General features: G+C 36.2%; 20 protein-coding genes. 5 read left to right on the plus strand and 15 right to left on the minus strand.

What is annotated here, in order from left to right:
• Positions 1-7 precede the first annotated feature (7 nt).
• Both BFL47_RS03465 and BFL47_RS03470 read right to left on the minus strand, forming a co-directional pair.
• Positions 8-1,333: an ABC1 kinase family protein gene (locus BFL47_RS03465; protein WP_069658413.1), complete on the minus strand. Its 1,326-nt coding sequence runs from the start codon at positions 1,331-1,333 to the stop codon at positions 8-10.
• Complete coding sequence (locus tag BFL47_RS03470; RefSeq protein ID WP_069658414.1) at positions 1,334-1,981, minus strand: TetR family transcriptional regulator C-terminal domain-containing protein; 648 nt, start codon at positions 1,979-1,981, stop codon at positions 1,334-1,336.
• A 188-nt stretch (positions 1,982-2,169) separates the two neighbouring features.
• Between BFL47_RS03470 and BFL47_RS03475 the strand changes: the two genes are divergently transcribed.
• The 4 genes from BFL47_RS03475 to BFL47_RS03490 all read left to right on the plus strand — a co-directional run bounded on the left by BFL47_RS03475 (position 2,170) and on the right by BFL47_RS03490 (position 5,618).
• Positions 2,170-2,892, plus strand: coding sequence for an ROK family protein (locus BFL47_RS03475; protein WP_069658495.1), 723 nt, complete (start codon positions 2,170-2,172; stop codon positions 2,890-2,892).
• Between the two features lie 730 nt (positions 2,893-3,622).
• Entirely contained in the window at positions 3,623-4,003 is a 381-nt protein-coding gene (locus tag BFL47_RS03480) for a VOC family protein (protein ID WP_069658415.1), read from the plus strand.
• 31 nt (positions 4,004-4,034) lie between these two features.
• Positions 4,035-4,532, plus strand: a complete 498-nt coding sequence (locus BFL47_RS03485; RefSeq protein ID WP_069658416.1) for a hypothetical protein — start codon at positions 4,035-4,037, stop codon at positions 4,530-4,532.
• Positions 4,533-4,634: 102 nt separating this feature from the next.
• A complete protein-coding gene (locus BFL47_RS03490; RefSeq protein WP_069658417.1) occupies positions 4,635-5,618 on the plus strand; it encodes an aldo/keto reductase in 984 nt (327 codons plus the stop codon).
• Between the two features lie 139 nt (positions 5,619-5,757).
• Here BFL47_RS03490 and BFL47_RS03495 read toward each other — a convergent pair whose 3' ends face one another.
• The 9 genes from BFL47_RS03495 to BFL47_RS03535 form a co-directional block, all read right to left on the minus strand.
• Positions 5,758-6,399, minus strand: coding sequence for a TlpA family protein disulfide reductase (locus BFL47_RS03495; protein ID WP_083256976.1), 642 nt, complete (start codon positions 6,397-6,399; stop codon positions 5,758-5,760).
• 62 nt (positions 6,400-6,461) lie between these two features.
• Positions 6,462-6,776, minus strand: a complete 315-nt coding sequence (locus tag BFL47_RS03500; protein WP_069658418.1) for a rhodanese-like domain-containing protein — start codon at positions 6,774-6,776, stop codon at positions 6,462-6,464.
• 36 nt (positions 6,777-6,812) lie between these two features.
• The gene (locus BFL47_RS03505) at positions 6,813-7,061 is read right to left on the minus strand and encodes a hypothetical protein (protein ID WP_245681291.1); all 249 of its coding nucleotides are present in this window, start codon (positions 7,059-7,061) and stop codon (positions 6,813-6,815) included.
• 143 nt (positions 7,062-7,204) lie between these two features.
• Positions 7,205-8,566, minus strand: coding sequence for an MBL fold metallo-hydrolase (locus tag BFL47_RS03510; protein ID WP_069658419.1), 1,362 nt, complete (start codon positions 8,564-8,566; stop codon positions 7,205-7,207).
• A 100-nt stretch (positions 8,567-8,666) separates the two neighbouring features.
• Positions 8,667-9,458, minus strand: coding sequence for a sulfite exporter TauE/SafE family protein (locus tag BFL47_RS03515; protein ID WP_245681292.1), 792 nt, complete (start codon positions 9,456-9,458; stop codon positions 8,667-8,669).
• Positions 9,459-9,540: 82 nt separating this feature from the next.
• Entirely contained in the window at positions 9,541-10,068 is a 528-nt protein-coding gene (locus BFL47_RS03520) for a hypothetical protein (RefSeq protein ID WP_069658420.1), read from the minus strand.
• A gap of 11 nt (positions 10,069-10,079) precedes the next feature.
• Positions 10,080-10,400 (minus strand): hypothetical protein, encoded by a 321-nt coding sequence (locus tag BFL47_RS03525; RefSeq protein ID WP_139125751.1) that lies wholly within the window; start codon positions 10,398-10,400, stop codon positions 10,080-10,082.
• 32 nt (positions 10,401-10,432) lie between these two features.
• Positions 10,433-11,017 carry an RNA polymerase sigma factor gene (locus tag BFL47_RS03530; protein ID WP_069658422.1) on the minus strand — a complete coding sequence of 195 codons (585 nt, stop codon included), beginning with the start codon at positions 11,015-11,017 and terminating at the stop codon, positions 10,433-10,435.
• Positions 11,018-11,031: 14 nt separating this feature from the next.
• Positions 11,032-12,324 carry a ferredoxin reductase family protein gene (locus BFL47_RS03535; protein ID WP_069658423.1) on the minus strand — a complete coding sequence of 431 codons (1,293 nt, stop codon included), beginning with the start codon at positions 12,322-12,324 and terminating at the stop codon, positions 11,032-11,034.
• Positions 12,325-12,568: 244 nt separating this feature from the next.
• Between BFL47_RS03535 and BFL47_RS03540 the strand changes: the two genes are divergently transcribed.
• Positions 12,569-13,804 (plus strand): hypothetical protein, encoded by a 1,236-nt coding sequence (locus BFL47_RS03540; RefSeq protein ID WP_069658424.1) that lies wholly within the window; start codon positions 12,569-12,571, stop codon positions 13,802-13,804.
• A 4-nt stretch (positions 13,805-13,808) separates the two neighbouring features.
• On the opposite strand, the gene BFL47_RS03545 is transcribed toward BFL47_RS03540, so the two are convergent.
• The 4 genes from BFL47_RS03545 to BFL47_RS03560 are packed head-to-tail and all read right to left on the minus strand — an operon-like array spanning position 13,809 to position 16,105.
• Positions 13,809-14,195 carry a group III truncated hemoglobin gene (locus BFL47_RS03545; RefSeq protein WP_069658425.1) on the minus strand — a complete coding sequence of 129 codons (387 nt, stop codon included), beginning with the start codon at positions 14,193-14,195 and terminating at the stop codon, positions 13,809-13,811.
• Positions 14,195-14,635, minus strand: a complete 441-nt coding sequence (locus tag BFL47_RS03550) for a hemerythrin domain-containing protein (protein ID WP_069658426.1) — start codon at positions 14,633-14,635, stop codon at positions 14,195-14,197. The genes BFL47_RS03545 and BFL47_RS03550 overlap by 1 nt, the downstream gene beginning before the upstream one ends.
• Positions 14,636-14,637: 2 nt before the next feature.
• Positions 14,638-15,405 carry an ABC transporter permease subunit gene (locus BFL47_RS03555; RefSeq protein WP_069658427.1) on the minus strand — a complete coding sequence of 256 codons (768 nt, stop codon included), beginning with the start codon at positions 15,403-15,405 and terminating at the stop codon, positions 14,638-14,640.
• Between the two features lie 4 nt (positions 15,406-15,409).
• A complete protein-coding gene (locus tag BFL47_RS03560) occupies positions 15,410-16,105 on the minus strand; it encodes an ABC transporter ATP-binding protein (RefSeq protein WP_069658428.1) in 696 nt (231 codons plus the stop codon).
• Positions 16,106-16,110 lie beyond the last annotated feature (5 nt).

Genomic DNA, 16,110 nt, shown 5'->3' on the forward strand with positions numbered 1-16,110 from the left:
AAAGATATTAATCTTGTAATGATAGTTGCGGAACATAGGTATCTGTTTGTACTATTGCCTTTAGCTCATGAAGAATATTGTATAACCCAAAATTAGTACGGTTTACGTATATGAAGTGTTTTACTCCGCGTACTTGCTTAAATTCGGGCATTTTTGACAGCATTTCACCAAACTTATAAAGTTTATCAAAGAACGCATTTTCGCTAAAATCAAAAGTATTACTCGTGTAGGGTTTGGCAAATAAGGTAATCATTTGGCAATATACTTCATGATAGAATTCAATTTGAGCTGGTGTATCGTTTGGTTGAATCATTTCCAGCTCTCTGAAAGCTTTTAGTGTCTTTTCTTTACTTTCAAAAAAGCCATTAGAAGACAAGGAGAAAAATGGATTGTAAAAATCGTCGGGTAGCACCTTGATACATCCAAAATCTATTACACCAAGCTTTCCATCAGGGGTAATCATAAAATTTCCAGGGTGCGGATCTGCATGGACGGCACGTAACTCGTGTTGTTGGAAATTATAAAAATCCCATAGAGCCTGACCTATGATGTTGCGCTCCTCCTGTGATGGATTAGTCTGCAAATATTCTTTTAAATGTTTCCCTTCCAGCCAATCCATCGTGATCGTTCTTTTGGTAGATAATTCGGGATAATAGGTTGGAAAAACAATATTATTTAAAACAGAACAGGCTTTAGAAAATTCAATAGACCTTTTGAGTTCCAACTCATAATCTGTTTCTTCCAGCAAACGCTCTTCTACTTCGTTCATATATATATTTAACTCCTTTTCACTCATCCCTAATAGACGAAATGCAAAAGGTTTAACAAGCTTCAGATCCGAAGAAATAGAATCGCCCACACCTGGGTATTGAATTTTAACGGCAAGCTTCTTTCCATGGAGTTCGGCCTGATGTACCTGACCTATGGAGGCGGCATTACTGGATTTTAGGTCGAATTTATCAAATATCTGATCAGGAGTCTTACCATATAATTTATGAAAGGTTTGCACAATAAGCGGACCCGATAGGGGTGGTGCATTATATTGAGAAAGGGAGAATTTATCTACATATGCTTTTGGCAATATGTTTTTATCCATACTCAGCATTTGAGCTACTTTCAATGCACTGCCTTTTAATTTACTTAAAGATTCGTAAATATCTGCTGCATTTTCTTCATTCAGTTCATCCTTAGATAGATTCGGGTTGAATAATTTTTTCGAATAATGTTTTACGTAGTTCCCGCCAATTTTAAATCCTGTCTTTACAAATTGAGTGGAGCGTTCTACCTTACTGGTGGGTATGCTGTTTTGTTCTTTTACTTCTTTTTCAATCATCTAAAATGGCATTTTAACATTGGTGTTTTTAGCAAGAAATTTTCCGTAGTCAAGTAATTCATCTAGTGGTGACCGCTGGAAGAGATTGTACGTAACATTCACTCCTTTTTCTATTGCCTGATCGGTTTTGTCAAATCCTGGGGAGGTATCTTTCAACCAGAAGTTGAGTACAAAACCAAACTGGATCCAGAGCGCATCTTTATATTTATTGGCAAAAAAAGGACGATCCATTAGTTCGCCTGATTCAATACCTTCTTGTATGATTTCAGCGCTGAATACTTCAAATTTAGACTTAAGTCCCTGCAGTAATTTTTTATTGCCGATACTACCTGGGGCCTTTTTTAAACTAAAAATAGCGAAGCTTCGCTTTCCTTTTAGTAATTCAATGAAGCTGTAAAATAAGCTAAGGGCTTTTTCTCTTGAAGTATATTGGCCCCACACCTCCTGAGCTTTCACTTCTGCGACAGTTGTGTTCATGAGTCCTGCCCAGATGCTGATCTCCATGCTTTCGAACGAGGTGAAATGGTTATAAAACTCTTCCTCTGGCATATCGTTTTCTTTAGCAAATATAAATACGGTTTTAGGTTGTTCGCCGTTTGTTAATACGTATTTAATATATGCTTCCTGTAGTTTTTCTTTAGTTTCCATAGTATATGAACGTTTTTTGATTAGCTAATTGTATTTCTATATAAATATCGGGATAACCGACAGCTAAATAGCGCTTTTTTTAGTATTCGCAGGAATATGAGATGTGGATGAGAATTTCATTTTATTTCTTTTTAAACTATTTTGGGTATCCTGAGTTTGAAGAGCACACATTGTTTATATTGCAGAACATGGAAAATACTTCTCAAGAAATGAAAATACTATCTATAGATATTGGCGGGACTAACGTAAAAGCAACGGTTTTAGATCAAAATGGGGAACTATTACAGGAGTATAAAAAGGTTAAGACTCCTGACCCTGCAACTCCTGAAAAATTATTGGAAGCAATTAATATACTGCTGAAGGGTTTTATTTCTTATGATATGGTATCTGTCGGGTTTCCAGGATATGTAAAAGACGGTGTTATTTTTACCGCTCCTAATCTGGATACTAATTTCTGGAAAGATGTAGATTTTAGGAAGCTGATTAGCGACTCTTTAAATAAACCGGTACGGTTGGTAAACGATTCAGATATGCAAGGCTTAGGTGTTGTAAGCGGAAAAGGTCTGGAAATGATAATTACACTCGGTACAGGTTTCGGATCGGCTCTGTTGTTAAACGGACATTTACTCCCTCATCTTGAAATTGCACAGCATCCTTTTACAAAAAACAAAACTTATGATACTTACATAGGTGATGAGGTTTTAAAAGATAAAGGTTTAATAAGATGGAACAAGCGGATGGAAAGGGTTTTGAAAGTTTTAAAAAGAGTGTTTAATTATGATCGTCTTTATATAGGCGGAGGAAATGCAGATAAACTTAATTTTAAACTGGATGAGAATATAAAGATTATTACCAACAAAGATGGGATCAAAGGGGGAGCAAGATTATGGCAGGAAGATGGCCTGAAATAGCTGTTGTTAATCTGGGCTATTAAATTTTCTTTAGCTTAAATGAGTAGTTTTTGGCGAACATTACATCTCAATGAGGATATCTTCCTTTATTTGATAAAAATGGGTATTTGTACATTCAATTATTTTGGCCTCCAATTTTTTAGTATTTTGAATAAAGTTTCTATGAGGCAAATGAATATTTAGATGGTTTATGTAAACAGCTACAGGATGTTCAATCAAGCAAGTTCCTGAAGCAATCTTTGAGTTTTTTCTTTACAACTATTCATGATAATTTGTTGTACTACTAATAACCACATGGAAATGAATAGATTTTTAATTTTATGTTAAAAAGGAAAGGCTAAACGGGCCTGATTGAAGACCTTAACAAATAGGGCTATAGAGAATAATGTTAGCTGTTATACACCTTGGATATATGGGTTTCACAGCCATATTAGTATGCTGATTTTAATCATTCAATGATTATTATTAGGAGAGAACTGAACTTTCCTGATACTGCTGATATCAAATTCTTAGGATAATGACTGATTGATTGTCAATTAGACATCTTACATTTTTACCTCAATAGCTAATAGCAGCTGTTGTGTTAAAAAATTCTCATCGCCTAACTAATTGTCGCAAATTACCCCTTTATCGTCCTGATCAACCCTTCCAGATTGAAAATTCCAATTGTATATTTGTTATATTCCAATCTGAAACTTAACTATTATTTATCTTAACTAAATCATTAAATATGTTTAAACAAACAAAAATATTCAGCAGTTTCTCCATCGACGACCTACAGGCAGCTAAAAAGTTCTATTCTGAAGTTCTTGAATTAGAAGTGGTTGAAAATGAGATGGGCTTTCTTGAATTGGAACTTGTATCAGGATATAAGATACTGGCCTATCATAAACCCAATCATACTCCTGCAACATTCACAGTACTTAATTTCCCCGTTGATCAAATTGATACGGCTGTAAAAGAATTGTCTGAAAGAGGTGTTACATTTGAAAAGTATAACGAACCAGATTTAAAGACTGATGATAAGGGTATTGCCCGTGGGGATGGACCTAACATCGCTTGGTTTAAAGATCCGGCAGGAAATATCCTATCCATCCTGGAAACAACTTAAAAATTTATTAATAATCTTAAAACAAATAAAAATGGAGTTACAAACAGTAAGCAGCAGATTGTCTTCTCTCCTTGTGCTTTATGACATGCACACTGCTTTTTTTGAAAGCGCGCTTGAAGGAATTTCAGATATTGATGCACATAGAAGACTGGATACGAAAGCCAATCATATTGCCTGGCTCACAGGTAGCCTTGTACAAGAAAGATTTGAATTGGCTAAACTATTGGGTGCAGATCACAAGCAGAAAGCAAATGAACTTTTTAAAGATCATAAGGGTATTCAGGAAAGCATTGCTTATCCTCCACTTGATAATTTTAAAAAGGACTGGAAGTTTATATCACCGATTCTCAAGGAGGAACTTGTGAGTGCTGACGACGAAAAGCTCGACAGTTCTTTTGAGATGATGCCAGGACAAACTATGACCAACTTCGATTTAATTGCTTTCACTACTTATAGAGAGGCCAATTGTATCGGTCAAATTGCCTTGTGGAGAAGATTGCTCGGCTACGTAGCAATGAAGTATATGTAATTATGTAAAGAACTTCCTTATAATTATACTTTTGCAAATCAATTAGGTATAATTGAAAGAATACCTAGTTGATTTAGGGTTAGACCCAGTAAAATTATAAATATGAAATATAGAAAGTTTAAAGAGGTGCAAATCTCAGAAATTGGGCTTGGTACTTGGCAACTTGGAAGTGCAGACTGGGGGGCGGTTAATGAAGATCATGCACTCCAAATACTTCAGCAATTTGAAGAATCTGGTGGTAATTTTATTGATACAGCAGATGTATACGGTATGGGTGTCAGTGAAAAGGTGATTGGCAAATTTCTAAAATCAACAAATACAAAATTCTTTGTCTCAAGCAAATTAGGCAGGAGAGGAGATAATGGAAATGGATGGCCCCAAAATTTCACTTATGATAACATGCGGAAGCAGGTTGAAGATTCACTAAGCCATCTTCAACTTGACACATTGTTTCTGGAACAATTACATTGTATACCTACTTCAGAACTGGAAGCTGGTCACGTATTTGATAACTTAAGACGACTTCAGCAGGACAACCTAATCACGAATTGGGGTGCAAGTGTAGAAACAGCTGAAGAGGCACATTTATGCTTACAACAAGATGGAATTGCCTCCATACAAATCATATTCAATCTATTTCGCCAGCATTACGCTGAAGATTTCTTTGTTGAGGCTAAACAAAAAGGGATCGCTATTATAGCAAGAGTACCACTTGCTAGTGGACTTCTAAGTGGAAAATATACAAAGGACACTCATTTTCTACCTACTGATCATCGTAATTATAATGCAGATGGGGCATCCTTCAATGCGGGAGAAACATTTTCTGGAATTGAATTTAAGAAAGGTGTTGAACTGGCAAAACATATTTCAGGCATTTTCCCTGATCAGCATACTGCGCAATGGGCGATCCGTTGGATCATAGACCACCCCGAAATTACTGCAGTTATTCCAGGAGCTTCGAGTGTTCAGCAAGTAAAAAATAATATGGCAGCTTCTTCTTTTAATCCTTTATCCACGGAGATTCATCAAACGCTGGATGCATATTATAAGTCGAACATAAAACCACTTATAAGAGGTCATTTCTAATACAAACCGGTCAAAATAACATCTATTTTGACCGGTTTATACTTCATCTGTAACATGTTGCTAACCTTTGCCTGCATAATATGCGGCATGGTTATTAATCAGACTATTACTGCTTAGATAAACCCCTTTTTTAACTAATTTATTGAATCAGCTTATTGATAAATTCAGCTACTTTCGGATTACTATAATCTGCACCTCCAACATGATGAAAGGCAATATTTCCCGATTTATCTAAAATTACCGTCGTTGGCATAGACCCTGAAAAATATTCAGAGGGCATTTCACTCGCTGGTATATAAACAGGTAGATTAAACTCCTTTCTTTTCATAAATGCAGCAGACTTTTTCATCTTACTGTCTACATCTACCAAAAGGAACAATACTTTTTTATTGTCCTTGTATTTTTCATATAAGTTATTGATGCCAGGCATTTCAGCAATACAAGGAGGGCACCAGGTGGCCCAGAAATTAATAAATACAACTTTCCCTCTTTGTTCTGAGAGCCGGATCCTATTACCCTTTTCGTCAGTAAATAGTACTTCCGGAGAAGCGGCTTGTTGAACGACTGCAACATTATGATTTGCTGTTGGATTAGTAGGTATATTCGGTTGGAATAATCCCACCTTCATTAAACCTTGAATTACCCATCCCTTCACATTGGGACTTATGAATAGAGTAATTACAAAAACAAATAATATAACCGTGCTAATATTTGAAAAAGTAAACCATTTTCTTTTTTGAAGGCTTGAAAATTGTTTTTCCTGTGTTTTGATTGTGGACATGATATGCTGTTTCTTAATTAAGGTTTAATCCATGCTGTAATCTTGCTTCAGCTGAAGAAAATTTACTTTACAAACTGATTAACCTTATTCCAAGTACCTCCGTTAACCACATTCGTAAGTCCGCTTTGTTCCAATATAGATTTAGCCTGACTGCTTCTGCCTCCGCTCTGGCAAAAGACAACAATATTCTTCTTATTTTGAAATTTAGAGAGTTGTGCGTTTACCTTATCTAAAGGTATATTTACAGAGCCTTTCACATGGCCAGAGGCAAATTCTCCCGGAGACCTTACATCAACTAAAAAGGCTCCCTCATTAATAATATTCTCTAAATCAACAGTAGCATCGCCACCAAATATCTGTTTAAATAAATTCATCATTTTGTTCTCTATTGTTAATATTTACCTGTATTGGTATTAAACCACTTCATCATAAGTTGGGTCTTTTTTTGATGGAGTAACATTTTTGGTCTTTACTGCACACCCACCTGAGCCACAACAACCTAAATTGAACACAGCCATTCCAGTAAACAAAAGTCCTACTAAACTAAATGCCACGTCTCTTGAGAGGATAGCTTGAACAATAATCCCGATTCCTATTATCAAACGAAATCCTCTACTAAATGTCCAGTTGGTTAAAATGGTTTGCTTCATGTTTGAGCTCATAATTATTTTATCCTATTTATTATTGTCAATTCTTACCGAAGGAACCTTTTGGTTAAACGCTAGCCCATTCATATCTCTGGTGTAACCCAATTCGGTTATTACTTAAAGATACCCAGTGTTGAATGTAACCCCGGTAACATTTGTTACAATTGACTTTGTTTTTCCTCTATAAAATTCTTAATCTGATCACCCAGATCAAAGACCTTATCAGAGGCCCTTTCAGCAATGATACTACTTGCAGCAGCACTTCTATATCCTCCAGCACAGTGCACTACTATAGGTTTACCTGTGGGGATTTCGATAAGTCTTTCCCGCAATTCAGGTAAAGGGATATTGATTGCATGATCGAAAACAGGTTGCTCTTGAGCTTCAGTACGACTGCGTACATCAACAATAGAATATGCATTTCTCCTATTGTTAAACAGAGCCAGATCTATTTCTTCCATTCTAATAGAACCATTTTCTATAAGAAAAGCTCCCTTAATAAAAGACTCATACCCAATTTTCGCTGTGCGTTCTATTAATTTGTTCAATGACACCTGACTGTCTGCCACCAGATAAAAATACTCCTCTGGAGATACTAGAGAACCCAACCAGGTTTCAAATTTTCCATTTGCCATCAGGTTGATCGACATAGGTAAATGTCCCTTCTTAAATTGATCAGCAGGACGTGTATCGATAACCACGATTTCAGAATCTAAAATCAATGGATCCACCTTTTCATAAATAATATTAACCTCCTTAATGGACAAAGCGAACGAAGGAGCGCCATTTCTATTCAGTTCTACATCATAAGGAAAGTATTTGGGCACAAATGGCTGATCTTCCATCAAAAGATGACTAAACTGATCTTCAGACATAAGTTGCAGTGACCAGTTGCTTATTTTTTCAACACCTATAGTGCTGTGATTTGCCTCACTTAGCGCTTTTCCACATAGGGATCCGGCGCCATGAGCCGGGTATATCAATACATCATCAGCCAGTACCATAAGTTTTTCACGTAATGAGTGATACATCAGTCGGGCCAGTTCAACTCTTTTCATGGTAATGTTACCCGCACTTTCCCGAAGGTCAGGCCTGCCACAATCCCCAATGAACAAAGTATCACCCGTAAAAACCGCTTTATCTACACCATTATGTTCCAGAACAATACTGATACTATCCGGTGAATGACCAGGTGTATTTATCGCTTTTAGTTTAATTTTCCCAAACACTAGAAAATCACCATCATCAAAAGGAAGGTGTGGATAATTAGCAGCAACTAGTTTAGAGCAATAGATTGAAGCTCCCTGATTTTCGTGTAGTTCCAGATGTCCACTAATGAAATCAGCATGGGGATGTGTTTCAATTACACCTATAATTTTAGCTTCATTTTTTTCTGCATAATCCAAATAGGAAGCTACATCTCTGGAAGGATCTATTAAAACTATTTCCTGTTCACATTCGCTTAATATAGCATACGAATAATGGGAAAGTTCTTTATCTTCAAATTGTTCAATTTTCATAGCTGTATTTATTTGATAGTCAAAGTTCGTAACATGTTTTATATCAATTAGTAACTTATGTTACATAACAGTGTTTATAAGCATTATTTTTACCGAATACTTATAATTTCAGTGTAGTGATGAGAACAAAAATACCCATAACCAGTACAAACCATCCGAATGCAGGTCTTAATTTATTCTCCTGAATATACCTGGTCAAATAGCTGCCAACAAGTATCCCTATAATAGCAAAAGCAGAAAAAGAGGAGAGAAACATATAATCAATTGGTTCATGGCGACTTACATCACCTAAAACACCAAGAAGTGAACTCAGAGTCATGATCATCAAAGAAGTTCCAACTGCCATCTTCATTGGTAGTTTAGCGAAAATCACCAGTGAAGGTATAATTAAAAAGCCTCCGCCCACACCTACAAACCCTGTAATTATCCCTACCACAATGCTTTGCACTACCAATTTTATATAGTTAACAGGGTTATAAGCTACTAACTTTCTATTCGTATTCCTGATCATCGAAAATGCAGCAACAATCATTAAAGCTGCAAAAGTAAGCATGAGCAAGGTAGGCTTGGTAAGCTCAAAACTACCGATTGTAAATAAGTCAAAGGGAATCATAGGCATGATCCATTTACGCATTGTAAAAACAGAAACAAGAGAAGGAATTCCGAAGAGAAAGGCTAATTTAAAATTAACATTACCTTTCTGGTAATGGCTAAATGCACCTACTGAACTGGTAATGCCGACAACAAACAGGGAATACGTGGAGGCAAGGACAGGGTCAACATAAAAGAAGTAAACCAATATTGGGACAGTGAGGATGGAACCACCACCACCAATTAATCCCAATGAAAGGCCTATTAAAATTGAAGCTGCATAGCCCGTTATTTCCACCATAGTCTTGTTTTAAACAAAAATAGCAGGATTAATGGTCTTCCTAAGTAACTTATGTTACGTAGCCTAGCGAAGCGGCGATCAATTAGTGATTTCTTCTTCCTTCATGATGGCCTTTTTTCCCATGTCTGGACTCCTGGCGCTCATCAAAATTAAAAATTGGAGCAAACACAGCGTTAAGCTTTTCCTGTTGGTCAGGCCTGCATATTCCCTTAACATGAAGATAAAACCGGTACGTTTTTACCTTAAGCACTTTATGCAAAACTCCTATTTCATCAGATATACGATTGCAAGCAACAGTATCGGTATTTGTCTTTCGCAGTTCGGCAAATAAGCTATTTTTATGTAGGTCCAGCTTTTCATTGATATCCTTTACTGATGCTCTGAACGAGTCGTTCATCAAATGAAACTGCTCTTTTTGTTCATGAGTAAAGTCTAGTGTTTCCATGAAATCCTGACCCTTCAAAGGCGAAGCATAACGCTCAGATGATTTACTCATCTCATTTTTTTCTGTTATGATATGATATACGATAGTTCCGATGGTAGACAGATTCAATAGAGCCAGTACCACCACAGACCATGTTAAAAATTTATTTTTATCTTCTATACGCATTTTTAGGTTATTTATTGAACGGTTAGAACATCCAGTCGCTCGATCTGTGAATCATCAGCCGAAATCTCATACTGATGGGTGTAAATTGTGTCATTGCTATATTCATCACCTAGGAAGATCCCCAAAGAGACTGCCAGGAGTATACAAGCCGCAAATGCTGCAATTTGAAAGACCTTTTGATATAGAGGAACAATGATCATTGGTTGACCTTGTATTCGGAGCATGACTTTCTCCGCCATAAAGGAGTTGAAAGGGGTTTTTTTGTCCAGTTCAATTACCCTGTCCATTATCTCCTGCAGTTCTTTTATACTTTTAGACTCATTTAATCTCATCTGTCCACTCATTAAATTATAAAATCAATTTCCTATGTCTGGCAATAATTTGTCTTGTAATATACCAGAAGTTGTTTCTGCAGGTTACCTTTTGCTCGTTGCAATAATTGCTCTACAGCACCAATGGACAACTTCATGATCTCAGCAATCTCTTTTTGGGAGAGTTCTTCATATTTACACAATACAAAGGCAATACGTTGCTTTTCGGGAAGTCCTCTTATTGCCTGATGCACGTAATCTGCATTTTCTTTTTCAATTAATAACTGCTCGGCACCTGTATCCTGCTCATTAAAGAGCCTGTCTGTTTGCAGCGATATTTCCTCCAGTTCACCGTAATGCACTAAAAAAACATCTTTGCAAGCTTTTCGCTTAAAGTTGAGACAGGCATTAATGGCGATCCGGTATAACCAGGTAGAAAAGCCAGCCTTCTCATTAAACTTAGGAAGCGCTAAGAAAACCTTGATAAATACATCCTGACTCAGGTCATCCGCATCATCCTTTTGGTGTACAAAACCTATGCAAACCCGAAAGATCATTTGCTGATATTTATTTACCAATTCCCCATAACAACTCACATCGCCTTTCTTGATTCTCTTAATCAGATCTAGATCACTCATGCGTTATATAAGAGCTATCTAAAATCAAAATTTTCATAATGAACCAAGTGCGGAGAAATTCCCATTTCTTTGAAGTTTTTTATAAAAGACCTAGTCATTGTTTGAGGGCCACAAAGGAAAATGTCCTTATTTTCCAAATCAGGAATGTCTTTAATCTTCAATTTACCATCTACTGCTGTACAAATTAAATTTAAATGAAAACCTTTGAAGTCCTCCTCAAAAGATTTCATCTCATTCGTATAAATAGCATCATCTCCCTGATGAACGCAATAGTACAATTCAGCATTCAAATCGGGAAAAGGCCGTTGCTGTAAATCTTTTATCCAACTGATAAATGGAGCAATGCCAACCCCTCCAGCAATCCATACCTGATCCTTTTTCCCTTCTCTAAAATCAAAAGAGCCATAGGGACCACGAAGCAATACCTTTGCCCCAAGTTTAAGCGTGCGATGTAATACATTTGTATAATCACCCAAGGCTTTTACCATAATTTGTACTGAGTTACCATTTCCTGTGGGAAATAGGGTATAGGGATGGGATTCTTTTGAAATACCGGGATAACAGAAATTGAAAAAACAGAACTGACCCGAGCTAAAATGTAATTTCTTACCTACCGGACTGAATTCTATGGTCATAATTCTTTCATTAACCCTTTCAATAGCATCTACTTTATAGGAATAACCGCTATTAAATATTCCGAAAAATACCGTCTGGTAAAGAAATGCACCCACTCCAAGACCGGAAATAAAGCATAAATATATCCATAGTAATGGATTGTCAGAAAAAGATATCAAAATAAAGGTATGTAAGAGGGCAACGATCAGAAATAAGCCCATAAACTTATGACTTATCTTCCAGGTTCTGTAAGGCAGCTTAATTACAAGCGTAAAAAGCATGAGCAGGATGATTCCCCATAATGCATAACTTCCCAAATTTACCTCCAGCCGACGATGTAAAGGAAAAATGGATAAAAGAAATCTAACAAAATTATTAGGGATCCATCTGATCGCTAGTAAAAATGGATGCGACAGCAATAATATAAAGGCTACTAAAGCCATCTTGTGATGCATTTGATACATCTTATCCAGTCCGCCAAAATAATGCTCCAGCCATTTAATTCGAGCACACAACACGAAAGAAAGAGTAAATGTAGAATAGGCCAACAGGGCGATAACCATATTCAAATAAATCATGGCAGGAGACATATCATGATGTCCTTTTCCCCCTCCAACCGATAAGAGAGAAAGCGGAATGACCAGTAGTGCCAGAACCCATATTACATAATTTCCAGGTTTTAAATTTTTCATTCTATTTCAAGGATTAGAGAACACAAGAACTAAGATTGAACATGTTCTTTAACCATTAGACGCCTGAACTTCTCAAATCCTATGCAATGCCGGATATAAATATCGTTTGCTTATCAACTCCTGCTTTTTATTGTTGCTATATTTGTCTATAATGTCATTTAGGCATTTACAAGCTTTCTTGGGCCTTTAAACATTAATAAAATGGATTAATATTCAAAGAAATTCCAACTAAACAACACTATACATGTCTGATTTTACCCCTAAGTGGCTTACTATTTCGTTCTTTAATTTACTCCTTGTTGCCAGTCTGGGCATTATTTTAAGGTATAAAATTGCTTTCTATCTACCATTTGTAGAACAGAAATTTGCTTTGCACAGCCATTCTCATTTTGCTTTCTCAGGTTGGATTACACAAACACTGATGGTTTTAATGATCCATTACCTTAGCTTAAACCACGGGCCCCAGATAGTAAAAAGATACCATTGGCTACTATATGCTAACCTGATTACGGCCTATGGAATGATGATTAGTTTTATGCTCCAAGGTTATGGTATATATTCTATTACTTTTTCCAGCCTTTCTATTGTAGTATCATACTTCTTTGCCATTTATTATTGGAAAGATTTAAACCATCTGAATCAAAAAAATGTAAGCCATCTCTGGTTTAAAGCCGCATTGTTGTTTAGCGTAATTTCGTCTGTTGGCGTTTTTTGTCTGGCTTTCATGATGGCAAATGCTATAATTAACCAAAATGGACATTTATCCTCTATTTACTTCTTTCTTCATTTTCAATACAATGGCTGGTTCTTCTTTGCTGGTATGGGGCTCCTTGTTTCCCGATTGGAACAAATTAAGACAGCAACTAAAACGTTACGCCTCATCTTTATACTGTTTTGTTTTGCCTGTATGCCGGCCTACTTTTTATCGATTATGTGGATCAAAATTCCAGGCATTACTTATATCACTTTAGTGGCAGCTATTGCACAGTTAGTTGGGTGGGGACTCATGCTGAAATTGATCTCAAATAATAGGGCATTTATACGTCAGGAGTTCTCTAAATCTGGAAAGGCACTATTACTGCTTTCTGCAATCGCATTGTCAATTAAACTCCTGTTACAATCTGCATCAGTTCACCCGGCCTTGAGTCAATTATCTTATAGCTTCAGACCAATTATTATTGGTTACCTGCATTTAGTTTTATTAGCAGTAATAAGTATTTTTATAGTAGGTTATATACTGTCCTTTAAACTCGTCCCTGTTACAAAGAAATTTATAACAGGCGTATGGGTTTTTGTTGCCGGAATCATAATCAACGAATTACTTTTAATGATGCAGGGGATAACAGCCCTGAATTATACTATTATTCCCTATATTGATTTGATGCTTTTTACTGCCGCAATTATTTTATTCGTTGGTATTGCTATGATGTTTTACGGCTGTATTAAAAATAGAGGGGATGTGGTTCAGGAGGATGATTAAAAGGTTATTTTTTATTAGATTCCTGAATATTTAATTTTTCTTTAATGGTATTTGAGATACTAATTCCCCGTTCTTTAGCCAGATTAGCTTTTGGTCCTTTAAACAATTCATCTATCGTGCAAATGAATAATTTATTCCAAACGTTAAAATGAGTCTCATTTAACGGCATAATATGATGCAGATGTTTATGTAATTCCATTGGATTACCCTCATAATTTCCTGTAAATAAAATAGCATTTTCCCAAAAATCGTACAGAATAGGCAAATGCGTGACCAAATTTACTTTAGCTAATTCTTTAAAAATATATCCGAGCTGTTTGTCATCCATCACTTTGATATAGAACTGATCCACAAGCAATTGAATATCGGACCTGTTTTCAATATCTTTCATCACTTATTCGCTAAAGATTTATCAATGGCAATCATCATCTCTTCAGTACAGGTTTCCTGAATCATTGGAAATAATTCACGCTCTTCTTTACGTACATGCTCCTCTAGTTTCTTTCCTGTTTCATTTAGATGAGCAGCTAAGTCTGGATTATTATTTATTAGCTTAAATAGCGAATGAAGCTCCTGATGCTCGCTGAAAATAGTTTCTATCATTACATCAAGTGCTGGTTGAATCCCAATAACCATTTTAAGGATCTTCTCTTCTTCTGCAAAATGTTCTACCAAATCTTCCTTATAAAAGTTTAAAGCATAAACAGCTTTCTCATCCAGACCCGTTGGAAGTCCTTTATATGCCGGAGCGTCTTTCTGCAATAATTTAGAAAGTATTAATGCACCATGATGTTCCCGTGACAGGTGCGCAAGTGATGGATGTCTTTTCATATTTATAAATCTTTAGTATTGAATTTATGGGTAGAGTACCAAACGGGCAAAACTATCCATAAAAGTAATACGATGATAGAAAATGATATTCCAGTGTAAGTGCCAAAAAAATCTTTAAATATTGCTCCTGTATAGCCCATCATCGCAGATATATCTAATTGAAGTAGAATCATTATCCTGCTGAGATCTATTGGGTTAAGCGCACTTATTCCGATCATCGGCTTTTCAATTGGATAATCGGCGAACTGAAACAAAAGGAATAATACCAACCCGTCAAACAACAAAGAGAAATAAAGCCATAGCATAATTACTGCTCCTATACCTTTCGCTTTATCACTTGTTTTCACTGCGGCCAGCATCGCTATGGCCACAAAGATGATGCTTAGCATGATCCCCACTAAAATCATCGTTAAGCCTATCATATTCGCCTGGTAAATTAAAACTGGAATCCCTGCTCCAATAAAAAAAGCAATAGAAAGCGATGCAGCCAATCCACCAAAGATACTGAGCCAAATAGATTTACGTTTTAAAGGCTGACTGACCAGCAGTTCAATAAACTCAGCACTGTTGTATACATAAATACTGGAAAATACAATGCTCACCAAGGGAACCACGATCAGGATAATATTTAACAAACTGAGTAATCCTTTGCTGTTGCTATCTTCCAAACTAAATACACTAAATGAAGAGGCCAATAGAAACAAAGTATAAACCATCATTGTCCTGTTGCGCAATATATCAGTGATGACAAATTTTATAATTTTCTTCATAGTATTATATTTTCATTACCTGAGCAATCGCTTTAGCTAATTTTACTTCTCCGGTATCTTGTTTCAGGTCCTCGATGCTTTTATTAAATAGCAGTATTCCATCCTGCATATAGATGATTCTGGTCACCACATCGTCCAATTCGCTTAATATATGGGATGTGATTAAAATAAGTTTACCCTTTTCTTTAATGATTTTCTCTTTTAATATTTCAGACGCCATAGGATCAAGTCCAGCCGTCGGTTCATCCAGAATAAGCACGGCCGGATTAAACAAAAAAGCAAGAGCTGCACTTACCTTTTGTCGCGTTCCACCCGATAAAGTTTTCATTCTTTTATCCAGTATATTATGCAACGAAAAGGATTCGATAAGATCTTCATCCAATGCTGTTTTTTTATTCCTGATGTTTTTAATCATATCAAGTACCTGTCCTATAGTCATATTATCTGGATATCTGCCAATTTGAGGCATATAGCCAATCTCATCCCTATATTCCCATTGGTTTTTAATATCTTTTCCCCTAAATGTAATGACCCCGCTATCGGGCACTACCATTCCCAGAATGGACTTAATTAACGTTGTTTTACCACAGCCATTCGGACCAATCAAAGCGATACATTCTCCTTCATTGCAAGTGGTGGATACATTATCAAGTGCTTTTAATTTGCCAAACTGTTTGGTTATATTACTTGCAATAATCATATTTT

The organism is Arcticibacter eurypsychrophilus, assembly GCF_001730525.1.
In the GTDB taxonomy this organism is placed as follows: Bacteria; Bacteroidota; Bacteroidia; order Sphingobacteriales; family Sphingobacteriaceae; genus Arcticibacter; species Arcticibacter eurypsychrophilus.